This is a genomic window from Bradyrhizobium sp. WSM2254 (assembly GCF_000472645.1).
GTDB classification, from domain to species: Bacteria; Pseudomonadota; Alphaproteobacteria; order Rhizobiales; family Xanthobacteraceae; genus Bradyrhizobium; species Bradyrhizobium niftali.
Map to the genome: position 1 here is coordinate 186,026 of NZ_KI421445.1, position 22,584 is coordinate 208,609.

The 22,584-nt window shown below is 65.0% G+C and carries 21 protein-coding genes; 9 read left to right on the forward strand and 12 right to left on the reverse strand.

Features of this window, described 5'->3' with window-relative positions; genetic code table 11:
- Positions 1–6 precede the first annotated feature (6 nt).
- The 6 genes from A3M7_RS0139815 to A3M7_RS0139840 form a co-directional block, all read right to left on the reverse strand.
- On the reverse strand, positions 7–483 hold the full coding sequence (locus A3M7_RS0139815; protein ID WP_027548882.1) for an aromatic-ring-hydroxylating dioxygenase subunit beta: 477 nt from the start codon (positions 481–483) through the stop codon (positions 7–9).
- Positions 480–1,820 (reverse strand): Rieske 2Fe-2S domain-containing protein, encoded by a 1,341-nt coding sequence (locus A3M7_RS0139820; protein WP_027548883.1) that lies wholly within the window; start codon positions 1,818–1,820, stop codon positions 480–482. The genes A3M7_RS0139815 and A3M7_RS0139820 overlap by 4 nt, the downstream gene beginning before the upstream one ends.
- A gap of 17 nt (positions 1,821–1,837) precedes the next feature.
- Complete coding sequence (locus A3M7_RS0139825) at positions 1,838–2,788, reverse strand: PDR/VanB family oxidoreductase (protein WP_027548884.1); 951 nt, start codon at positions 2,786–2,788, stop codon at positions 1,838–1,840.
- Positions 2,789–2,892: 104 nt separating this feature from the next.
- Positions 2,893–3,510, reverse strand: a complete 618-nt coding sequence (locus A3M7_RS0139830) for a flavin reductase family protein (protein ID WP_027548885.1) — start codon at positions 3,508–3,510, stop codon at positions 2,893–2,895.
- Positions 3,511–3,517: 7 nt separating this feature from the next.
- Positions 3,518–4,480 (reverse strand): nitrilase, encoded by a 963-nt coding sequence (locus tag A3M7_RS0139835; protein ID WP_049823989.1) that lies wholly within the window; start codon positions 4,478–4,480, stop codon positions 3,518–3,520.
- A gap of 63 nt (positions 4,481–4,543) precedes the next feature.
- The gene (locus A3M7_RS0139840) at positions 4,544–6,178 is read right to left on the reverse strand and encodes an MFS transporter (RefSeq protein ID WP_049824005.1); all 1,635 of its coding nucleotides are present in this window, start codon (positions 6,176–6,178) and stop codon (positions 4,544–4,546) included.
- 173 nt (positions 6,179–6,351) lie between these two features.
- Between A3M7_RS0139840 and A3M7_RS0139845 the strand changes: the two genes are divergently transcribed.
- Positions 6,352–7,230 carry an IclR family transcriptional regulator gene (locus A3M7_RS0139845; RefSeq protein ID WP_084302935.1) on the forward strand — a complete coding sequence of 293 codons (879 nt, stop codon included), beginning with the start codon at positions 6,352–6,354 and terminating at the stop codon, positions 7,228–7,230.
- A gap of 12 nt (positions 7,231–7,242) precedes the next feature.
- Here the strand turns inward: A3M7_RS0139845 and A3M7_RS0139850 are convergent, their stop codons facing one another.
- The 6 genes from A3M7_RS0139850 to A3M7_RS0139875 are packed head-to-tail and all read right to left on the reverse strand — an operon-like array spanning position 7,243 to position 13,108.
- Positions 7,243–8,292: a LacI family DNA-binding transcriptional regulator gene (locus tag A3M7_RS0139850; protein WP_027548889.1), complete on the reverse strand. Its 1,050-nt coding sequence runs from the start codon at positions 8,290–8,292 to the stop codon at positions 7,243–7,245.
- Entirely contained in the window at positions 8,289–8,933 is a 645-nt protein-coding gene (locus A3M7_RS0139855; protein WP_027548890.1) for a ThuA domain-containing protein, read from the reverse strand. Before A3M7_RS0139855 ends, A3M7_RS0139850 begins: the two co-directional genes overlap by 4 nt.
- A 10-nt stretch (positions 8,934–8,943) precedes the next feature.
- Positions 8,944–10,041, reverse strand: a complete 1,098-nt coding sequence (locus A3M7_RS0139860; protein ID WP_027548891.1) for a Gfo/Idh/MocA family protein — start codon at positions 10,039–10,041, stop codon at positions 8,944–8,946.
- Between the two features lie 22 nt (positions 10,042–10,063).
- The gene (locus A3M7_RS0139865; protein ID WP_027548892.1) at positions 10,064–10,912 is read right to left on the reverse strand and encodes a carbohydrate ABC transporter permease; all 849 of its coding nucleotides are present in this window, start codon (positions 10,910–10,912) and stop codon (positions 10,064–10,066) included.
- Positions 10,905–11,846, reverse strand: coding sequence for a carbohydrate ABC transporter permease (locus tag A3M7_RS0139870; RefSeq protein ID WP_027548893.1), 942 nt, complete (start codon positions 11,844–11,846; stop codon positions 10,905–10,907). The genes A3M7_RS0139865 and A3M7_RS0139870 overlap by 8 nt, the downstream gene beginning before the upstream one ends.
- Before the next feature lie 2 nt (positions 11,847–11,848).
- The gene (locus tag A3M7_RS0139875; protein ID WP_027548894.1) at positions 11,849–13,108 is read right to left on the reverse strand and encodes an extracellular solute-binding protein; all 1,260 of its coding nucleotides are present in this window, start codon (positions 13,106–13,108) and stop codon (positions 11,849–11,851) included.
- Between the two features lie 166 nt (positions 13,109–13,274).
- On the opposite strand from A3M7_RS0139875, the gene A3M7_RS0139880 reads away from it, so the two are divergent.
- The 8 genes from A3M7_RS0139880 (at position 13,275) to A3M7_RS0139915 (ending at position 22,573) form a co-directional block, all read left to right on the forward strand.
- A complete protein-coding gene (locus tag A3M7_RS0139880; RefSeq protein ID WP_027548895.1) occupies positions 13,275–14,033 on the forward strand; it encodes an SDR family NAD(P)-dependent oxidoreductase in 759 nt (252 codons plus the stop codon).
- A 232-nt stretch (positions 14,034–14,265) separates the two neighbouring features.
- A complete protein-coding gene (locus A3M7_RS0139885; protein ID WP_027548896.1) occupies positions 14,266–15,516 on the forward strand; it encodes an ABC transporter substrate-binding protein in 1,251 nt (416 codons plus the stop codon).
- 123 nt (positions 15,517–15,639) lie between these two features.
- Positions 15,640–16,467, forward strand: coding sequence for an AraC family transcriptional regulator (locus tag A3M7_RS0139890; RefSeq protein WP_027548897.1), 828 nt, complete (start codon positions 15,640–15,642; stop codon positions 16,465–16,467).
- A 190-nt stretch (positions 16,468–16,657) separates the two neighbouring features.
- The gene (locus tag A3M7_RS0139895) at positions 16,658–17,668 is read left to right on the forward strand and encodes a branched-chain amino acid ABC transporter permease (RefSeq protein WP_027548898.1); all 1,011 of its coding nucleotides are present in this window, start codon (positions 16,658–16,660) and stop codon (positions 17,666–17,668) included.
- 1 nt (position 17,669) lies between these two features.
- A complete protein-coding gene (locus A3M7_RS0139900; protein ID WP_027548899.1) occupies positions 17,670–18,752 on the forward strand; it encodes a branched-chain amino acid ABC transporter permease in 1,083 nt (360 codons plus the stop codon).
- Complete coding sequence (locus A3M7_RS0139905; RefSeq protein WP_011086167.1) at positions 18,745–19,527, forward strand: ABC transporter ATP-binding protein; 783 nt, start codon at positions 18,745–18,747, stop codon at positions 19,525–19,527. The genes A3M7_RS0139900 and A3M7_RS0139905 overlap by 8 nt, the downstream gene beginning before the upstream one ends.
- The gene (locus A3M7_RS0139910; RefSeq protein WP_027548900.1) at positions 19,520–21,736 is read left to right on the forward strand and encodes an ABC transporter permease; all 2,217 of its coding nucleotides are present in this window, start codon (positions 19,520–19,522) and stop codon (positions 21,734–21,736) included. The genes A3M7_RS0139905 and A3M7_RS0139910 overlap by 8 nt, the downstream gene beginning before the upstream one ends.
- Before the next feature lie 3 nt (positions 21,737–21,739).
- The gene (locus A3M7_RS0139915; RefSeq protein WP_027548901.1) at positions 21,740–22,573 is read left to right on the forward strand and encodes a phosphoenolpyruvate hydrolase family protein; all 834 of its coding nucleotides are present in this window, start codon (positions 21,740–21,742) and stop codon (positions 22,571–22,573) included.
- Positions 22,574–22,584: the final 11 nt, after the last annotated feature.

Consider the following 22,584-nt stretch of genomic DNA (forward strand, 5'->3'; position numbering starts at 1 on the left):
TTCGTCTCACATGAAGAGCTGGATGTTGCCGAACGGCGCGTCGAAATTGACGAGATCGACGCGCTTGAGCTTGATCTTCAGGGCATCGCCGACCTGAACGAGATCGTGCGAGGCCCATCCCGAATAGCGCTCCAGCATGTCACCGCGCGTCTCGGTGTAGATGTAAGACGTCCGCGCCTTGAACACGCCGGCAGCCGTGTCGCACGCCACGATCTGCGGCGCCTGCAAAAGATGATGGCAACGGCTCTTCGGCTTCTGGCTGAAGGTGCGCTCGCCGGCGAGCCGCTCGACCCGCACCTTCAGGAGCAGCAGGTCCTCGTACATCAACGAAGGCTGGAGCACCGGATCCTGCTGTTGCCATTCCAGTGGCATCCAGTAGCGCCCTTCGGGGTGAAACAGATCGAGCCAGGCCTGCCATTGCATCGTATCGAGCAGATCGGCCTCGCGATAGATGAAGTCGGCAATCGTCTTCTCGGTGATCATTCCGCGGCCTCGACGCGCTTGTCCATGTCCATGGTCATGAATTTCGCCCAGGCGTGGAACTGGTTGCGCATCTGGCGCTCGGAGGTGCCGTTGATCACGGCCGTGACGTCCTGCTCTTCATCGCTCTCGTAGAGCCGCTGCAGATTGACCCATTGATTGCCGTTGGACTTCAGGCCTTCCTGCGCCCGCTCATACATTTCGAGGTCGTCGTGTCCGACGATCGAGGTCGGCGCGTTGATGAAGCGGTTGTACATCAGTGCCCGCTCGTAGAGCTTGTCGGGCGCGCCGACCAGGCGATAGACCCAGCTCTCGACCAGCGTCCTGTCGACCGCGATCGGGATGAAGTTGCGCAGGATCTGGACGGCGCCCTTGACCATGATGTTGGGGAAATAGACGGTGTTGTGCCTGACCTCGCCAAGGATCTCGTGCGCCCGCTTCTCGCCATAGGCCGCGACCATCTGGTCGAGATAGCCCGGGATATCCGAGTAGTTCGAATGGATAGAGTTGGCGACGCCGGTATGGCCGTGGCCGTTCGGCCAGATCCTGATGCCGCTCTGCTCGTAGAACTCGTACGGGCTCATGAAGGGACCGTAGAGCTGCACCGCCATGGGCGTCTCCGTGGAATCGCCCTGCTCGCGCTTCCAGACCTTGACCGCGGTGCCGGCCGAACTCTCATGCGCCACCATCGGATGGCAGGTGTCGGTCTGGTTCTCGACCAGCATCTTCCAGTTGCAGGTGTGCATGTAGCGGATCGGCGTCGCCATGACGGCGAGCTTCCCTTCCGGCGAGCGGTCGACCATGTTGTCGATTGTCGAAAGGCTCTCGCCGAAATAGTCCTCGAAGGACACGCCGCTGTCGCTCAGCCGTGCGAAGATGAAGTCGCGATGGATGACGACGTTCTTGACCCTGGACAGCCCCTCATTCGCCTGGGTATCGCCGAAGCCGGTGCCCTCGTAGCCTTTCTTCAGGGGGATCGCGAGCAGCGAGCCGTCAGTCTTGAAAGACCAGGCGTGATAGGGACAGCGGAAGAACTTTCCGGTGTTGCCGCAGGGCTCGGAGGCGAGCTTCGTGCCCTTGTGCGGGCAACGATTGTAGAACACGTGGATGGAGCCGTCGGTATGGCGGCTTGCCAGCACCGGCTGCCGGCCGATATTGGCGGTGATGAAATCGCCGGGCTTCGCCAACTGGCTGGCATGCCCGACATAGACCCAGCTGTTCGGGAACAGATGCTCCATCTCGAGCTCGAAGATCTCGGGGTCGACATAGACGTCGCGATGAACCTCGGCCTCGCGCACCAGCGCGGCAATCGCGTGGGCATCCCTTCCGTATTTCGCCATGGCGTCCCTCGCCTCCCTCACAAATCCAGTACCAGACGTTCCGACTTCGCGCGCGACACGCAGATCTGCATGACCTTGTTGGAGGCCTTCTCGTCGTCGCTGAGGATGACGTCGCGATGGTCGGGCACCCCTTCGACCACGCCGCACTGGCAGATGCCGCAATCGCCGCGCTGGCAGTCATAAAGCACGTCGAGGCCCGCCGCCTCCAGCGCCTGGATGATGGTCTGGCCGGCTGCGACGCCGACGACCTGTCCGGTCGATCTGATCTCGACCTCAAACGGCAGGTCGGGTGAGGACGGCTGCTCCGCCTTGAAGAGTTCGTAGTGGATGCAGTCCGCCGGGACGCCCCCGGCAAGCGCGGCCGCCTTCACCGCGTCGATCATCCCCGCAGGACCGCAGACGTAGATGTGGGAGTTTGCGGCCGCTTCCCTGAGCGCCGCAACAATATCCAGACGGGACTCGTCGCTATCGTAGTGAACGGACAGGCCCTTGGTGCAAATGTCCCGCAGATGCGGCAGGAACGCCAAAAGTCCTTGCGTACGGCCCGCGTAGTGCAGGCGAAACGGACTTGCGCGGGCGGTGAGCTCTGCCGCCATCGACAGGATCGGCGTGACACCGATGCCGCCGGCAAACAGCAGCGCGGGCGCCGGCCCCTCGTGCAGATGAAAATTGTTCACCGGCTCGCTTGCCCTCACGACATCGCCGATCTTCAGCGCATGCATGAACTGCGAGCCGCCGGTCGAGGCCTCCTCGCGCAGCACCCCGAGCGCCAGCGTACCCTCAGGGAGGCCCGGCAAGGCCATCAGCGAGTACGGCCGGTCACCTCCGTTCGGGAGCGCCACGCGAACATGGGCGCCTGCCTGCCATCGCGGCACGGGGCCGTCCTCCACGTCAAACACAAGGCTCCGTATGAACGGCGTCTCCGCGGCATACGACCTGACCTTGAGCTTGAGCGGATGCGCGTCCATTCAGGCATCTCACGAATTATATGAATTTGCATATTTTTAGACATGTAATAATTGGATGTCAATCGGCCGCATGGGGCGACCCGGAGGCCCCGGCGCCGGCCGCCCTACTCGATCGGCGCCGGCCGCACCAGCTGGAAGAGATCGCGAGGCCGCGCATACCAGCCCGACCCGTGCATGCGGGCGATGAGGTCGAGGCCGACCGTATCGATATAGCCTCGCTGTGCATCGATCACGAACTGCTCCGCCACATGAGCGCAGACGATCTCGCCGATCACCGCGATCTGCCGGGGCCCGGTCTCCTGAACCGAGAGAGAGCGACATTCGAACGCCACCGGGCACCCCTTGATGAGCGGTGGCGCAACCATCTGCGAAGGCAGTGTTTGAAGCCCCGCAATCTCCATCTCGTCGACGCCGGCCGGAGCATCGACGGCCGTCGCGTTCATGGCTTCAGCCATCTGGTGCGACACCAGGTGAGCGACGAACTCACGCGTCTCGACGATATTCTGCGCCGTGTCTTTCAAGCCCTTGTTCGGATGGCGCAGCAGGCCGAGCACGACCGTCGGCGGTTCATGCCCGAGGACGTTGAAGAAGCTGAAGGGCGCGGCATTGGCGGCACCGTCCCGGGAGCGGGTCGTTACCCACGCGATGGGGCGCGGCGTAACGGTCGCGGTGAGAATCTTGTAGCGGATATCCGCCGGAAGCTGGCCCATATCGAAGAGCATCGGTCCCTCAATTGCGCGCGCGATCGGCGCTGACGGTTGATACTGCCCGCTTCGGTCGATCGTCGACGACGAGCTGGAAAACGTCCGGACGGGAATAGTGCCCCGCGGCGTCGAAATCAAACTTGCCGCGCGTCACGTCATCGAGCGCAATGTCGGCATACAGGATGGTCTCACCCTCGAAGCATGGCCCCGCCAGCACCTTGCCAAGCGGATTGACGATGGCGCTGCCGCCGCGCATGAGCACGGTCTCGGGATCGGCACCCAGCGCGCACTCGTAGTCCGCCGGGAAGGCGCCGCGCTTGAGATGCTGACAGGCCGTCAGGACGAAGCACCGTCCTTCCAGGGCGATATGCTGCATGGTCGGAAGCCAGGTGTCGCGATCATCCGCGGTTGGAGCGCAGTAGATGCTGATGCCCTGGCTGTACATGTGCATGCGCAGCATCGGCATGTAGTTCTCCCAGCAGATCACCGCGCCGATATTGCCGAGCGAGGTCTCGAACACCGGCATGGTCGAGCCGTCGCCGAAACCCCAGATCAGCCGCTCGCCCGCGGTCGGCATTAGCTTGCGGTGCTTGCCGACGAGCCCACGAGCCCCGTCGAAGAACAGCGCCGTGCAGTAGAGCGTGCCCTGCTCTCGCTCGATGCAGCCGATGACCGTGAAGGCACCGGTTGCGGCCGCTGCCGCGGCGATCGTCTCGACCTCCGCGCCATCGAGATCGATCGCCGCCTCCCAATACAAACGGAACGCCTCACGTCCTTCGGGCTTGCGCATGCCGACGGGAGCGCCGAACGAATTTCCCTTGGGATAGCCGCCGATGAAGGCTTCAGGGAAAACGACCAGCCTGGCGCCGGCGTCGGCGGCCTTCTCGATCAGGGCCGCCGCCTTTTGTGCCGACGCCAGCGAGCTTGTCGGATCTGACGCGGCCTGAACGACGGCCGCCTTGTACGTATTCGGTCGATTGATATCCATAACGTCATCCCGGGCACGGAAACGGAGAGCGGGCCGCTACTGCGGCCCGCCAGCATGTCACACTCAGTGATCAGTCTCGATTTGCGGCCGGTTCGGCAGCATGATCGATCCGACCACGGCAACGACCGTGCAAATGACGACCGGATACCACAGCCCCGCAAACACGTCGCCGACCGCGAGCGAAAGATAGGTCGCAAAGAACGGCAGGAAGCCACCGAAGATGCCGGCGCCGATGTGGTAGGGAAACGAAAGCGCCGTGTATCGGATGTTCGCCGGGAACACCTCGACCAGGAACGACGCCACCGGCCCATAGACCATCGCGACGATGACGGTCATGACGACCAGCAGAAAGACGATGTAGGCCGACGACACCTTTGCGGGATCCGCCTTGGCGGGGTAACCCGCCTCGGACAAGGCCTTGCGATAAGCCGCCGCATCGTATCCGGAAATCGTTTTGCCATTGACCGTCATGGATACGGCCTGGCCGTCGACCGGAGCGGCATAGCTGAAGTTGATGCCGCTTCCGATCAGCAGCTTCTTGGCCTGGACGCAGGGCTTGCCATGATCGCCGTGCGAGCTCAGCAGCGCGGCCACAAGGCCGAACTTGCACGCTTCGCTGGTGGTGTCCGCATGCACTATCACCGGCGCGCTGCGCGTCGCAGCCACGAGCTGCGGATTTGCAGCCTCCAGCAGCGACGAAAACATCGGCCGGTAGCACAACGCCGACAGCACGAGCCCCGTCATCATCAACCATTTGCGTCCAACCCGATCGGACAGCCAGCCGAAGAAGACGAACGCGGGAGCACCGATGACGAGGCCGATGGCCATCAGGGTGTAGGATGTTTGCAGGTCGATCCTTGCGATCTGCTGCATGAAGATCATCACGTAGAACTGGCCGGTGAAGTAGGTTGACCCCATCCCCGCGGTCACGCCGAACAGCGCGATCAACACCAGGCGAAGGCTGGACCACCGGGCGAAGGTGTCTCTGACCGGGCTCCTGGACAGGCGGCGCTCCGCCTTGAGACGCGCGAAGACGGGCGATTCGTGCAGCCTGGCTCGGACGTAGATCGAGAACGCCAGCATCGCGATCGAGATGATGAACGGAGCGCGCCATCCCCAGGCCTTGAAATCGGCCTCGCTCATGGCGCTCTGCGTCCCGATGATGACCGCGATGGAGAGCGCCAGCCCGACCGACGATGTGATCTGGATCCAGCCGGTCAGAAGCCCGCGCCGATCCGGGCGCGAGTGTTCCGCAACGTAGATGACGGCGCCGCCATATTCGCCGCCGACCGCGAGGCCCTGGATCAATCGCAGCATGACCAGCGAAATCCATGCAGCGTGACCCACGCTGGCATAGGTGGGCAGGAAGCCGATCAAGGCCGTGCCGCCTCCCATCATCACGATGGTGATGAGGAAGGTATATTTTCGACCGACCAGATCGCCGATGCGGCCGAAGACCACTGCGCCGATCGGCCGGATCACGAAGCCGGCCGCAAGAGCACCGAGCGAAGCAAGCACGGCGGCGGTCGGGTTGTCCGGCGGAAACAATACCGAGCTCATGAACACGGCCAGCGAGCCGTAGATGAAGAAGTCGTACCACTCGAACACGGTGCCGAGGGTCGAGGCGAGAACGACCTGCCGCTCCTCGCTGCGCGTCAGATTCTGGTCGGCGGGTACCGCCGTCGCTCGTGCATCCATCGTCATTCCCCTGTTTGCGCCCGCGGCCAGACCCAGCCCCGCTTCAGGCAATTTTATTTAGTCATATACATATGATGTCGTCAAATACGGTAAGCTTGAATATCCGGCGCGACGCGCCCAATAATGCGACAGCACGACACCCGCCATAACACCCTGATCTATAAGGATTTTCAGTGAAGAAGCCGCGCCGACCCCGCCCGCCGGATCCGGCGCCTGCATCCGCACGAGGAGCCAAACCCGGCAAAATCAGCAAGCCCGAACGGCCCGGACGGCGCGGCATTCAGTCGATCGAGATCGGCTTCAAGATCCTCGACTACCTCAGGACCGAAATGCGGCCCGTGCCGCTGAAGATGATCGCCGCCAACACCGGAATGTCCGCGGCCAACGTCCACTATTATCTCGTGAGCTTTCAGGCGGTGGGCATCGTCCGGCAGGAGAGCGACACCGGCTGCTATGCCCTAGGCCCCTACGCATTGAAGCTCGGCATGGCGGCCATCGAGCAATTCGACGTCTTCGCCGTCGCGCGGCCGGCCATGACCGAACTCGCAACGACGATCGGCCACACCGTATTTCTCGGCGTGTGGGGCAATCGCGGCCCGACCATCATCTATCGCGTCGAGGGCGGAGCCAGCCGGCCCATCATCGAGCTGCGTGTCGGAAGCGTCCTGAGCCTGCTGCGGTCTGCGCTCGGGCGAAACTTCCTTGCACATCTGCCGCGCTCGCTGACGGGCGAAATGCTGGATCAGGAGCTCAAGGAGGAACGATCGCGCGAGACGCGGGTGGATGACGCGCCAACCACCAAGGCCGAGGTGGAGGAGATGATGGACACAATCCGGCGCGATGGCATCAGCCGTTGTCGCGACGCCCTTCTGCCGAACTTCACCTCCCTGTCCGCACCGATCTTCGACCAGGCCGGGTTCATGATCGCAGCCATCACGATGATGGGACCCATCGGTATTCTCGACGATGACCTGAAGGGTCCGACAGCGACGGCCCTGAGCGCCCACGCGCGCGCCGTCTCCGCGACCGCCGGCTGGCAAGGCGGAGGCTGAACCGCCCGGGAGTTACGGCAGATTGTCCCGCAGAAAAATGTCGATGCGAATGCGTTCCTGGTCGGGGCTGATGGGCTCGCCCGAGCAATGCGCGAGCAGGACTCGCGCCGCAGACCGCGCCTCGTGGCCGGGGTCCTGGTTGATGATCGCATCGAGCGTGCCGCGGACCAAGAAGCGCCGCGTGTGCTGGGTCAGCTCATGGGTGATCCAGACCACTTCGCGCGCGCGGCCCGAGGCCTCGAGCGCATCGGCGATGCCGCGGTTCCCTGCGCCGCAGCAATAGATGCCGCGGAGATCGGCATGGCGCGCGAGGAGCGAAGCTGTGAGCTTCCGCGTGCGTGCGCTGTCGTCGCGGCCCTCGATGACCGGCAGCGCGCGCAAATCCGGATACTCGCTGGACAGGATCTGGTAAAACCCGAACTGCCGCTCGGTATGATCGCGCAGCGACAGCGATCCCGCGATCACGGCGACCGCTCCCTCGCGGCCGGCCAGGAAACGTCCCATCAGGGTGGCCGCGGTCCGCCCCGCGGCCGGGTTGTCGATACCGACATAGTGCAGGCGGCGCGAGCTCGGCGCGTCCGACACGAGGGTCACCACGGCGACCCCGCGGCCTGTGAGTTCGTCGATCGCGGCGCGCACCCTCGGATGGTCGAGCGCGATGACGGCGACGCCCTGATAGGCCGGCGACAGGTTTTCCAGCGCACTGGCCAGCACGTCCGGATCGAACACGTCGACATGGAGGATGTCGATGAAGCCGCGCTGGCCGGCGAGCCAGTCCGCGGCGCGCTGGACCTGCTCGGTCAGGTTGGTCATGAAGCTGTTGCTGCCGGTCGGCAGCACGAACGCGAAGCGGAACGTCTGGCCGCGGGCGAGCCGCGCGGCCGCGACATCGGCACGATAGCCGAGCTTTGCCACCGCGGCCTCGACGCGCGCGACCGTCTTGGCGCGCACGCCCTCGCGCCGGTTGACGACGCGGTCGACGGTGGCGAGCGAAACGCCCGCCGCGCGCGCGACATCCTCGAGCGTGGCGCGAAGCACCGGCTGCGCCGCGCCGCCTGTCATTCGCGCGCCGCCCACAGCATGCCGCGGGTCATCATCGTCCGGATCTCCGGGACGTCGAGCTCGTAGGCGCGGTGGCCGAGCGAGGAGTAGAAGACCCTGCCCGCGCCGTAGCGCTTCTTCCACACCACGGGCATGACCACGCCCTCGATCCAGGGCGCGTGCTCGCCGGTGAAGGTCGTCGTCGCCAACACCTCGTTGGCGGGGTCGACATGCATGTAATACTGCTCTGAACGATGCTCGAAACTCTTCAGACCCTTCATGATGGGGTCATCCGGCTTCGTCAAGTCGACCTTGTAGTCGATGATGTTGCCGGGATGCGCGACCCACTGCCCGCCGCACAGGAACTGGTAGTCGACGGAATCGCGGAACGCGTCGCACATGCCGCCGTGATGGCCGGCGAGCCCGACGCCGTCGCGCACCGCCGCGCAGAGATTGAGCGCTTCCGCCTTCTCGATCTTCGACATGGTGTAGATCGGGATGATCAGCGACAGATCGTGAATCGCGGGATCGGCGAACGCCGCCGTCGTGGTTTCGATCCGCACCTCGAAGCCTTCCGCCTTCAGCCAGCCGCGGATCATCGAGGCACAGAGATCCGGATCGTGTCCCGGCCAGCCGCCCCAAACAATCATTGCCTTGCGCATGTTTCTGTCCTCAGTCGATCTGTCCGGTTTCGCGTCCGGCCGGCAGCATCGCCGGCCGCTCGACGCGGCTCTCGATCCTGACGCGCCGGCCTTCGTCGGCGGAGGTCTGGAACGCCTCCATCACCTCCAGCACGTGGAAGGCAAGCGCCCCGCTGGCGCGGTGCGGCCGGTTGTTCAGGATCGCGGCGGCCATGTCGGCGACGCCGATCGAGCGGAACTCGCCGTCGACATGACCGTGCGTCAGCGGCACCGTCTCCCATTCACCGCCGGTCTTTGCCACCTGCACCTCGCCGCCGAAGCGGTTCGGGTCCGGCACCAGCATGCTGCCCTTGTCGCCATAGATCTCGATCGGCGCGTGCCGGTGCTTCGGCACGTCGAAGCTCATCGCGATCGAGACGACCGCCCCGCTCTCGAATTCGAGCGTGCCCGCCACGTGGGTCGATACCTCGACCGGAATCAGCGTGCCGTTCATCGGCTGGCTGGTGACCACGCGCTCGGATTTCGGACGCGCGGTCGAGCCCATCACGCTTGCGACCGGGCCGAGCAGCTGCACGAGATCAGTGATGTAATACGGCCCCATGTCCAGCATCGGCCCGCCACCGCGCAGGTAATAGAAGCCTGGCGCCGGATGCCAGCGCTCGTGGCCGGGGCAGCCGAAGAAGGCGCTGCCCGCGACCGGCGTGCCGATCGCACCGTCGTCGATCAGCTTGCGCGCGGTCTGGTGTCCGCCGCCGAGGAACGTATCCGGCGCACAGCCGACGCGGAGGTTCTTCTGCGCGGCGAGATCCATCACCTTGCGCGCCTCTTCAACGTTGATGCCGAGCGGTTTCTCCGAGTGGACATGCTTGCCGGCATTGAGCACGGCGAGGCTGACGTCGGTGTGGGCGAGCGGCACGGTGAGATTGATGACGATCTCGACGTCGTCGCGCCTCAGCAACTGATCGACCCGCATCCCGGGCAGGCCGAAGGCCGCGCCCTGGCGCTCGGCGGCATCGCTGCGCATGTCGGCGAGCGCCTTGACCTCCATGAAAGGAAAGCGCTGGGCCGCCTTCAGATAGGCGGTACTGATATTGCCGCAGCCGATGATTCCGATGCCTATTCTTCTCATTGTGATCTCCGTGAAATACCGTTCATCCCTTGACCGCGCCTGCGGTGAGGCCGGCGACGATGTGCTTCTGCGCCAGAAGGAAGAGAACGACCGTCGGCAGGATGGTCAGCGTGATGAAGGCCAGGATCAGGTGCCACTCGGACGAATACTCGCCCTGGTAAACCATGATGCCGAGCGGCCAGGGATACAGCGCATCGGTGTTGAGCATCACCAGCGGCAGCAGATAGGCGTTCCAGCTGTTGACGAAGGTGATGGTGCCGACGGTGGCAAGGATCGGCCGTGACAGCGGCAGCGTCACGTAGCGAAAGAACTTGATATAGCTGCAGCCATCGACCAGCGCGGCTTCGAGCAGTTCATAGGGAATGTCCTTGAAGAAGCGCCGCAGCAGCAGCACGCTCATGGCCAGGCTGAACGCGACCTGCGGCAGCGCGACGCCGAAATACGTATCGAGCAGCCCGAGATCGCGCACCTTGATGAACAGCGGCAGCACCGCTGTCGCGGCGGGAAACAGCAGGCCGAGCGTCAGGTAGCTCAGCAGCATCGATGAGCCGTAGAACCTGACATGGGCGAAGGTGAACGCGGCCATCGAGGCCGTGATCAGGGTCAGGATCACCGCGAGCGTCGAGATGACCAGCGAGTTGCGGAGCAGCTGCCAGTAGCGCGTCGAGAACAGGATGTCGGCATAGTTCTGCCATTCCCAGTGCCTGGGCAGGCCGAACGGATTGACGCGCAGCTCGCCGAGCGACTTGAAGCCGCCGAGCAGGGTCGCGAGCAGCGGCACCAGCACGAAGATGGCGATCACGGCGAGGAACAGCGCCTTGAACAATATTGCGGGATCGAACGGGGTGCGGGTGGTCTCGGCGTCATTCATCGCGCATGAACCATCGCTTGTACGTGAAGGCAAAGGTCACGCAGATCACGAACAGGATGACGCCGATGGCGCTGCCATAGCCGACGCGCATGCGGGAGATGCCGTTGTTGTAGAGGAAGCTCACCATCGTGTTGGAGGAATCCGCAGGTCCTCCGCGCGTCAACGGCATCACCAGGTCGAATAGCTGCAGCGAGCCGATGATGGCGAAGAACACCGAGAGCCGGATCGTCGGATAGAGCAAGGGGATGACGACGTGGCGGAGCGTCTGCGACCGCGTCGCGCCGTCGATGGTGGCCGCCTCGACCAGGCTCTTGTCGAGCCCCTGGAGTGCGGCGATGAACAGCATCATGTGGAAGCCAAAATACTTCCAGACGATGACGATCAGCACCGCCAGCATCGCCGTGTCGGTCGAGGCCAGCAGATGCGGCGCCTCGGCGCCGAAGGTGCGCCAGATCGAGGCCACCAGGCCATAATCGCCGTCATAGACGAACGAGAAGATCAGCCCGGTTGCGATCTCCGCCAGAATGTAGGGCATGAAGAACAGCATGCGCAGCGCCACTGCGCCGCGAAAGCGCTCCGCGAGCAGCAAGGCCAGCGTGAGCGCAAGCGGCAGCTGTACCAGCAGCGAGACCGCGATGATCAGCCCGTTGTTGCGCAGCGCGAGCCAGAAGGCGCGCGTCTCCAGCACGAAGCGGTAATTGTCGAAGCCGATCCAGTTGGTCGGCCTGCCAAAGCCGTTCCAGTTGAAGGCCGAGTACCAGGCGGCCTCGCCGATCGGCAGCACCACGAACAGCGTGAACAGCAGCAGCGCCGGCGGCAGGAACAGGATCAGCACCGTGAAGCGGCCGTCCCAGCCGGGACCGCGCACCGCCGTCGACGAGAACGACGTCGGCGCGACGCTCATCGCCGGCGCGCTCGCGATCCGCCGCGCCACCGTCAGTTGCCCTGCTTCCAGGCCGCCTCGATCGCCTTGGCAGCATCCTGCGGGTTCATGCTGCCGCCGGCGATTTCGGCAGCCACGTCATTGACGACGCGGCCGACCGAGGGGCCGAGGCTCTGGTCATAGAAGTTCTGGTGGTAGTTCGACTTCGCCAGATTAGCCGCGATCAGCTTCATGAAGGCGTTGTTGAGGCCGGCATCCGCGCCCTGCACCACCGGAATGATGAAATTGTTCGCCGCAAGCCGCGTCTGCACGTCCTTGGAGATGAAGTATTTCAGGAAATCGACCGCCTCCTTCGGCGAGCCCTTGGTGATCAGCCAGCCGGTGATGCCGCCGAGCGTGTCCGTCGGCGCGCCCTTGCCGCCCGGTACGACCGGGAAGTCGAACCAGCAGATCTTGTCCTCGGAGAGGCCGACCTTGTCGGCGGCGAGCGCGCGCTGCAGATGATAGACGGAGCTGATCGCGAGCGTCATGGCCGCCTTGCCGTCGCCGAAATAACCGACCGCCTGCGGATTCTTGAAGCCCAGGAAACCGTTCTGGAACGGCTGAAGATCGACGAGTTGCTTGAACAGCTCGCCGGACTTCTGGAAGGTTTCGCCGGCGAAGCCGCCGTTCTCGCCGCGCAGCGCCGCGTCGAAGGCCGGCTTGCCGCCGATGCGCACGGCAAGATGCGTCCAATAGAAGTGTAACGGCCATTTGTCGGCGCCGCCGACCACGATCGGCGTGACGCCGGCGGCCTTCAACGTCTTGACGGCGGCAAGCAGGTCATCCCAGCTCTTGATCCCTGCGGGATCGACCTTCGCCTTGGCCATCAGCTCCCTGTTGCAGAGGAAGCCGACCTGCGACAGCGCGGTCGGCAGACCATAAACGTGGCCATTGCTTGTGAAGGCGGCGAGCGCTGCCGGCGTCAGGCTGTCGCTGTAACCCTTCACGGAATCGGTGATGTCGTCGAGGACACCAGCCTCGATCTGCGCCTTCAGGACGCCACCGGACCAGCTGTAGATGATGTTCGGCCGATCCTTGGATTGCAGGATGGTCGGCAGCTTGGCCTTGTAGGCCTCGTTCTCGAGAAACTGCATCTCGACCTTGACGCCCGGATGCGACGCCTCATAGGCGCGCGCGACCTCCTCCCAGATCTTCACCTGGGCTGGATTGACCTCGATGTGGAGCCATTTCACCGTCGTGTCGGCTGCGGCAGAGTTGGCCCAAAGCAGGCATGCGGCAGCGGCGAGTCCCAGCTTCCCGAGCAGTCTCATCACATTCCTCCCGATCGGCTCTTATTCGTTGGCTGCAATCCTGCCTTCGATTTTTGAGGTACGCAACTAAAATTCTGATCTATGGACCTCACGGCGGGAGTGGCTAAGGTCCGGGGAGACTTGGACGGTGCGTCGCACTGCCCCCAACGCAACTCGAGAGGTGCCCATGGCTGCCATTTATTCCGACCTCGCCGACAAGGTCGTTCTCGTCACCGGTGGCGCTGCGGGAATTGGCGCTGCGATCGTGCGGCACTTCGCGCAGCAGAAATCCAATGTCGTATTCTTCGACATCAAGGTCGACGAGGGCCAGCGCCTCGCCCGCGAGCTCTCGGATCAGGGACTGGCTGCGCATTTCCAGCGCGTCGACCTGACCGACATCCCCGCGCTACGCGCCGGCGTAGTCGAGGCCCGCAAGGCGCACGGCGCGATCAACATCCTGATCAACAACGCAGCACATGACGAGCGGCACAACACCGAGGAGATGACGCCGGAATATTGGGACGACCGCGTCGCGGTTAATCTGAAGCACCAGTTCTTCGCGTCGCAGGCGGTGCTGCCGGACATGAAGGCGGCGCGTGCCGGGGCCATCATCAATTTCGGCTCCGTGTCGTGGATCGCGGGGCAAGGCGGCATGGCCGCCTACACCGCCAGCAAATCGGGCGTGATCGGCCTGACGCGCTCATTGGCGCGCGACTACGGCCCCTACAACATCCGCGTCAACGCGATCGCGCCGGGCTGGATCATGACCGAGCGCCAGCTCGAGAAATGGATGACGCCGGCGGGCGAGATCGAACTGCAGCAGCGACAGTGCCTGAAGCGCCGGCTTGTTCCGGACGAGGTCGCGAAATTCACCGTCTTCCTCGCGTCCGACGAGGCCTCCGCCTGCACCGCTCAGCACTACATCGTGGATGGCGGCTGGGTGTGAGGCGCTTTGAGGCTCGCGGGCGCATCAGGGCGCGGCACACCCGCCGATTGCACCGCAACACCACTTGCGCCGCAGCATTCAAAAATGAGACTGCCCGTCAAACCGGACGAGGTGCGCACGCAGGCACCGCATTCGACTTCGGCTAGCTTCCCTCCAAAGCCGGGGCCGTTCGAGAGCCACCGGCGTCGCGCCGGGATCGGCGCGGCAAAGCGACGACACAGGGAGGAGCACAATGTCGAAATGCAGTGTGGGACTGCTCGCGCTGAGCAGCCTGTTTCTTTCGGGCGCGGCGATCGCCCAGGAAAAGATCAAGGTGGGCGTGACCGCTACACTCGAAGGCACCTACACGGTGCTCGGCGAGGACGGCATGCGCGGCCACCAGACGGCACTCAACGTGCTGGGCAAGAAAATCGGCGACAAGGAACTTGAGTTCATCGTCGCGTCAACCGACGCGACGCCGGATTCGGCTGTGCGCGCCGTCCGCAAGCTGATCGAGCAGGACAAGGTGCAGATCCTGCTGTCGCCGCTCTCCGGCGACGAGGGCATCGCGGTGAAGAACTTTGCTAAGACCCATCCCGAGCTGACTTTCATCAATGCGGCGTCCGGCGCCCAGGAAACGACCTATGTCGATCCTGCCCCGAACTTCTTCCGCTACAACATGGACGGCGCGCAGTGGCAGGTCGGCCTCGGCAAATACGCCTTTGACGAAAAGAAGTATCGCAAGATCGCGACCGTCGGCGAAGACTACTCCTTCATCTACACCCAGGTGTTCGGCCTCGTGCTCGAATTCTGCGGCGCCGGCGGCCAGGTCACCAACCGGCAATGGGTGCCGCTCGGCACCAAGGACTTTGCCTCCGTCATCGCCGCGCTGCCCGACGATGTCGATGCCATCTATCTCGGACTTGGCGGCGCGGACGCCGTCAACTTCCTCAATCAGTATCAGCAGGCCGGCGGCAAGGCGCATCTGATGGGAGGTTCCATCATGATCGACCAGACCATCCTGTCGTCAAAGGGGAATGCCAAGAACGCGCTGATCGGCACCATCGCGGCGAGCGGCCAGGCCGATACCTGGGAGGATCCGGGCTGGCAGAAGTTCGTGAAGGCCTATCAGGACGCCTTCCCGCCCAACAAGCGCTTTCCAAGCCCGTCACTGCTTGCGACCAACTACTACGGCTCGACGATGGCCTTGATCCTGGCGCTGCGCGAGGTCAAGGGCGATCTCAGCGACAACCAGTCGAAGTTCAGGACTGCGCTCGCGAAAATCGAGCTCGACGCGCCGAACGGCAAGATCAAGCTCGACTCCAATCGTCAGGCGATCGGCACCAACTTCGTCACCGAGGTCGTCGATGACGGCAAGGGCGCGCTGTTCAGCAAGGTCGTGAAGGTGATCCCGAACGTGAACCAGACGCTCGGCTACGATGCGGCCGTGTTCTCGAAGATCGGGCTCCCGAGCCGTAGCGTGCCGGAATGTAAGAAATACTGACGCATCGCATCGACAGCACATGAGCGGGGAGCGACTTGCTGACGCGGGTGCTCTCCGCTCTTGCAATCTCCGCGGCGTTGTTGAACGCTGGCTGAAAAGACAAGAACATTCGGGAGGGAAGGCATGAGCCGTGCGCTCGCCGTCTTCCACGGCCGCTTCGGTCGGGCGACGGTTTATCAGTTGAACCGCCCTTTCAATATCCACGCCCATCGTGAAGGTCATCTGATCTTCCATGTCGGCGGCATGCCCGCATGCATCGATGTCTGCGCCGGCCACTACGATCTCAGCGAAACCTCCGTCGTTGCCGTCAATCCCTGGGAGCCGCATAATTTTCTGCCGACCGACCTCGACGGCGGCGCGATCTTCTTCGTGCTCTACGTCAATCCCGAATGGTTTGCGCCGGATGCACCGGGCTCCGACCGGTTGCGCTTCGGCCGCACGCAGTTCAAGCGCACCGTCGCGCTTGACAAGCACATCCGGCGGACCGCCGCCTTGGTGTGCGGCGCACCATCGCTCTCCAGCCTCGATTCCGAGCTCCGGCGGCTGATCGACAACTGCTATGACGAAAGCTGGCAACAGGCCGAGACTGCGCGCGATCCGCGGGCAAAGGGCTCCGTCACCGACTTTCGCGTGCGCAAATGCATCAAGATGATGTCGGAGAGCCCCGGCGCCGAGATCGAGCTCGACACGATCGCGCGCGAGTCCGGCCTGTCGCGGCCGCACTTCTACCGATTGTTCCGCGTCCAGACCGGCGTCACGCCGAACCTCTATCTCAACACGCTGATCATGGAACAGGCGCTCGAAGCGCTGGTCGCCAGCGAGGCACCGATCGCCGATATCGGCTTCGATCTCGGCTTTTCCTCGCAGAGCGGCTTCACCCGCTTCTTCGCCGCCAATGTGGGGATGGCGCCGACCGACTATCGTCGCGCCGCCAAGGTCTTGCGCGCCTGACCGCCGCGCGAAAAGATACTCACGATCAAACGTCCCTCTCCAAGCCCGGCTAGGATGAGCGCAACGCGATCCCGAGATGGTCGCGACGACGGGAGCGCACGTTCATGGCGAGGCAAGCAGCCGCGCTAAGGCTGTCTGACCTGCATTCGGTGGAGCTTCGGCGCGCGGCCTTCGCAAGCGGGTGGCGCCCATGAGCCGTTTCATCGAACGCCATCCCGTCTGGGCGCTGATCGTGATCATCGCGATTGCCGTCGCGCTCTGGCTGGTCTTCGCAGTCTGGCCGCCGGGCCTTGAGGAGGCGATCGGCCGCAAGCGCGTCTTCCTCAACGCCGTATTCAACGGCGTCACGCTCGGCGGGCTCTACTTCCTCGTCGCGAGCGGCTTCACGCTGATCTTCGGCCTGATGCGCAACGTCAACCTGGCGCACGGCTCGCTCTATCTGTTCGGCGGCTATGTCGGCTACGCCATCAGCACAGCCACTGGCTCCTGGCTCCTCAGTTTCATCCTTGCCTTCGTCCTCACTGCACTGGTCGGCGTGCTGCTCCAGGTGATCGTGTTCCGGCGCATGGAAGGCCAGGACCTCAGGCAGACCATGGTGACGATCGGGCTCTCGATCGTGTTTGCCGACCTGATGCTCTGGGCCTGCGGCGGCGACTTCTACCAGATCCAGACCCCGAGCTGGCTGGTCGGGCCCATGGACCTGCCGCTGATCACGGCAGTGAAATCCTCGGGCGAGCCGGTCTACCTCCGATATCCGGTGGTGCGGCTGGTGATCTTCGCAGCGTCCGTCGTGATCGGCGTCGGCATGTGGCTCGCGCTCAACCGCACCCGGATCGGCATGATCATCCGCGCCGGCGTCGACGATCGCGACATGCTGGCCGCCACCGGCGTCCGCATCCAGCTCGTCTTCGTGCTGGTGTTCGCGTTCGGCGCCGGGCTTGCCGGCATCGCCGGGGTCGTCGGCGGCACCTTCCAGTCGCTGTCCCCCGGCGAGGACATCCGCTTCCTGCTCGCCTCGCTGGTGGTGGTGATCGTCGGCGGCATGGGTTCGATCCCCGGTGCGGCGCTCGGCGCGCTCATCATCGGCCTCGCCGAGCAGCTCGGCTCGGTTTACATCCCGACCTACGCCATCGTCGTGACCTTCCTGATCATGGTGCTGGTGCTGGCGATCCGGCCGCAGGGCCTGCTGGCGAGGCGCTGACATGTCCCTCGCCCACGACGCCCGCGTTGCCGTCCGCCCCGCCACCACGGCGCAGTCTTCCGCACGGGCATGGCCGGAGATCGACAATCCCGCCGCATGGATCGTCGCGGTCCTTCTCCTGATCATGCCGCTTATCGCCAACGGCTTCTTCTTGATCGAGATCTTCGCCACCACGTTGATCCTCGGCACCATTGCGCTGAGCCTGATGTTCCTGGCCGGCTATGGCGGCATGGTCAGCTTGATGCAGCTCACCATCGCCGGCTTTGCGGCCTACATGGTCGCCGTGTTCGGCGTCAGCGCCAACACCAATATCAGCCTCGGCTGGCCATGGTGGCTCGCGGTCCCGATGGCGCTCGCGCTCGCGACCATTTTCGGCACGCTCGGCGGCGCGCTGGCCGTCCGCACTGAAGGCATCTACACCATCATGATCACGCTCGCGATCGGCGCGGCCTTCTATTACTTCACCAACCAGAACTGGGCGATCTTCAACGGCCACACCGGCATCAACACCGTCGCGACGCCGCATTTCTGGGGCGTCAACTGGCGCGCCGACATTCCCTTCTACTATATCGTGCTCGCGGTCGCCGCGCTGTGCTACTTCGCGGTCGACTACATCTCCCGCGCACCGTTCGGCCTGGCGCTGCAGGGCGTGCGCGACAATCCGCGCCGCATGGCCGCGCTCGGCTTCAACGTCAATGCGCACCGCGTCGCGGCCTATGCTTTCGCGTCCTTCGTCGCGGCGCTCGCCGGCGTGCTCCAGGTCTGGAACTACCGCCAGATCTCGCCGGGCTCGGTCAGCGTCAGCGCCTGCATCGACATCCTGATCATCGCCGTGGTCGGCGGCATCACGCGCCCGATCGGTCCCTTCATCGGCGCGCTGATCTTCGTGCTGCTGCGCACCTTCGCGCTCGATGTCCTGATCAAGTTCGGGCTCGACGGCAACCGCTTCCGGCTGCTGATCGGGCTCGGTTTCCTCGCCATCGTATTCTGGTCCTCGGACGGCGTGATCGGCCTGTGGCAGCGCTGGCGCCAGAACCATCGCCCCACGACGGGCCGTTCGGGCGGAGCACACGGCCATGGATAGCGTCGCCCAACGCCTCTCCGCCGTCGGCGCCGGCGCCGCACTCGAGCTGCGCGGCGTCACGCGGCTGTTCGGCGCGCTGGCAGCGCTGACCGACGTCACCATCACCGTGCGTCCCGGCGAGCGGCGCGCCGTGCTCGGCTCGAATGGCGCCGGCAAGACCACGCTGTTCAACTGCATCACCGGCGACTTCCCGCCCTCCTCCGGCACCATCCGCTTCTTCGGCGAGGACGTCACGCACTTCCCGCCCTATGAACGCATCCGCCGCGGGCTGCGCCGGACCTACCAGATCTCGGCGCTGTTCCCCGGCCTCACCGTGCAGGACAACGTCTATCTCGCCTGCCGCGGCATCTCGCGCGGACGCTTCTCGTTCCTGCGCCCGGGACAGAACGACGCCCTGATGCACGCCGCCGACAATCTCGTGCAGGCCGTGCACCTGACCGCGGTGAAGGACCAGCGCGTCGCCGAGCTCGCGCATGGCCAGCAGCGCCAGCTCGAGATCGCGCTCGCGCTCGCCGGCGCCCCGCGCTTCGTGCTGTTCGACGAGCCGGCCGCGGGTCTCTCGCCGACCGAGCGGCAGGAGCTGATCGAGATCCTGACCTCGCTGCCGGCCCATATCGGCTACATCATCATCGAGCACGACATGGACGTTGCCTTGCGCGTCGTCGAGAGCGTCACGATGATGCACAACGGCCGCGTCTTCAAGGAAGGCCTGCCGCAGGAGATCGAGTCCGATCCCGAGGTGCAGGAGCTTTACCTCGGAGGCGGCCATGAATGAGGTCCGCCGCACAGCCGCCGCGCTCGAGGTTCGCGGCCTCGACGTCTACTACGGCCACTCGCACGCGCTGCAAGGCGTCGACCTCACCCTGGAGAGCGGCGTGTTCTCCGTCGTCGGCCGCAACGGCATGGGCAAGACCACGCTGTGCAAGGCGATCATGGGTCTGGTGGGCGTGAGCGGCGGATCGATCCGCGTCCGCGGCGAGGACATCACGCGGCGCTCGCCGGCCCACATCGCCCGCCTCGGCGTCGGCTATGTGCCGCAGGGCCGCCGTCTCTGGCGCTCGCTCAGCGTCGACGAGCATCTGCGCCTCGCCGGCAGCATGCGATCCGGCGCCTGGACCGTCGAGCGCATCTACGACACCTTCCCGCGTCTCGCCGAGCGCAAGGACCATGGCGGCGGCCAGCTCTCCGGCGGCGAGCAGCAGATGCTCGCGATCTCGCGCGCGCTGCTCACCAATCCGCATTTGCTGATCATGGACGAGCCGACCGAGGGGCTCGCGCCCGTCATCGTGGCACAGGTCGAGGAGATGCTGCTGCGGCTCGGCGAGGACGGCGACATGGCCGTGCTCGTGATCGAGCAGAACATCGGCGTCGCTACCGCGGTCTCGCGCAATGTCGCGATCATGGTCAACGGCCGCATCAACCGCATCATCGATTCGGCGCGGCTTGCTGCCGATCGCGAGCTCCAGCAGCGCCTGCTCGGCGTCGGCCTGCACGCGGCGCTCGAGCCGGATACCGACGCGCCCGCTGCCGGCGCCGAGGCGAAGCTGGTCCCGCAGCCGTCGCGGCCGAGCGGGCCGATCCGGATCTACGTCTCCAATCCCACCTTGCCGACGCGCTGGTCGCAGCCGGTCCCGATCGCGCGGATCGAAGCCGCCGCGCGCACGCTCTCGACGCAGGTTGCGCGTCTCGACGAGACCGCGCGGCGCAAGCGCGAGCCGGTGACGGCACAGGCATCCGGGCCGCCGGTGGTGCTGGTCGTCGGCACGCTCGACACCAAGGGCGCCGAGCTGCGCTTCATCCGCGACATCATCGCGGAGAGCGGCCTGCGCACACGGCTGGTCGACGTCTCCACCAGCGGCAGGCAAGCGAGCTGCGACGTCTCCGCGCAGGAGATTGCGCTGAACCACGGACGCGGCGGCTCGGCCGTGTTCGGCCCGGACCGCGGCGCCGCCGTGACCGCGATGGCGGATGCGTTCGCCAACTGGCTGCGGCGGCAAGGCAATGTCGCCGGCGTGATCACGGCCGGGGGCTCGGGTGCGGCATCGCTCGTTGCGCCGGGCATGCGTGCCCTGCCCGTCGGCGTGCCGAAGCTGATCATCTCCTCCGTCGCCTCCGGCGATGTCGGCCCCTATGTCGGGCCCGCCGACATCACGATGATGTATTCGGTCACCGACGTGCAGGGGCTCAACGCGATCTCGCGCGCGGTGCTGTCGAACGGCGCGAATGCCATCGCCGGCATGGTGAAGGCGCGCCTCGATCAGCGCGAAGCCAGGGAGCGCGCGACCGCCGTCAGCCTGCCGTCGATCGGCATCACCATGTTCGGGGTGACGACGCCGGCCGTGCAGAAGATCGCCGCCGATTTGCGCGAGGAGTTCGAGTGCCTCGTCTTCCATGCCACCGGCGTCGGCGGCCGCTCGATGGAGAAGCTCGTCGAGACCGGCCAGCTCGCGGGTGTCGTCGACCTGACCACGACCGAAGTCTGCGACCTCCTGATGGGCGGCGTTTTTCCTGCCACCGAAGACCGCTTCGGTGCGATCATCCGCACACGCGCCCCCTATGTCGGTTCGGTCGGCGCGCTCGACATGGTCAATTTCGGCGCGCCCGACACCATCCCGGAGCGCTACCGCGGCCGCAAGTTCCACGTCCACAATCCGCAGGTGACCTTGATGCGGACCACGGCGGAAGAGAACGAGCGCATCGGCCGCTGGATTGGCGAAAAGCTCAACCAGATGGATGGGCCCGTGCGCTTCTTCCTGCCCGAGGGCGGCGTCTCCGCGCTCGACGCGCGAGGGCAGCCATTCTGGGATCCAGATGCCGACGCAGCGCTGTTCCGCGCGCTGGAGCGGTCCGTGCGGCAGACCGCCAACCGTCAGCTCATTCGTGTCCCCAAGAACATCAACGATCCCGAGTTCGCCTCCACCATCGCAGCTGCGTTCCGAACGCTGTTCGGCCGCGCTGGGGCGCGCCGGCGACTAGCGAGGTGACCGATGGCCCGGTTTGAACGCGCAGCATTGTTGAAGCGGTTCCGCGAGATGGCACGACGCGGCGAGCCCATCGTCGGCGGCGGCGCCGGCACCGGCCTGTCGGCCAAATGCGAGGAGGCCGGCGGCGTCGACCTCATCGTCATCTACAATTCCGGCCGCTACCGCATGGCCGGCCGCGGCTCGCTCGCCGGGCTGATGGCTTACGGCGACGCCAACGCCATCGTGCTGGAGATGGCCGGCGAAGTTCTGCCTGTCGTCAGCAAGACGCCGGTGCTCGCCGGCGTCAACGGCACCGATCCGTTCCGCGACATGGACGTGTTCCTCGACCAGTTGAAGGCACTCGGCTTTGCCGGCGTGCAGAACTTTCCGACGGTCGGCCTGATCGACGGCGTGTTCCGCGCCAATCTCGAAGAGACCGGGATGTCCTATGCGCTCGAGATCGACATGATCGCGAAGGCGCGCGAGAAGGACCTGCTGACCACGCCCTACGTCTTCAGCGAAAAGGAAGCCGCGGCGATGGCGATAGCCGGGGCCGACATCATCGTCTGCCATCTCGGGCTCACCACCGGCGGCACGATCGGGGCGCAGACGGCGCCGAAACTGAAGGACTGCCCGGCGCGCATCGACACCTGGGCCTCGGCCGCGCTCAGCGTCAATCCGGACATTCTGGTGCTCGCGCATGGTGGGCCGATAGCCGATCCCGCGGACGCCGATTTCATCATGAAGAACACCCGCAACTGTCACGGCTTCTATGGCGCCTCCTCGATGGAGCGACTGCCCGTGGAGCGGGCTCTGACGGAACAGGTACGGCAATTCAAGGCGATCGGCGCGCGATAACGCCTTTAAGG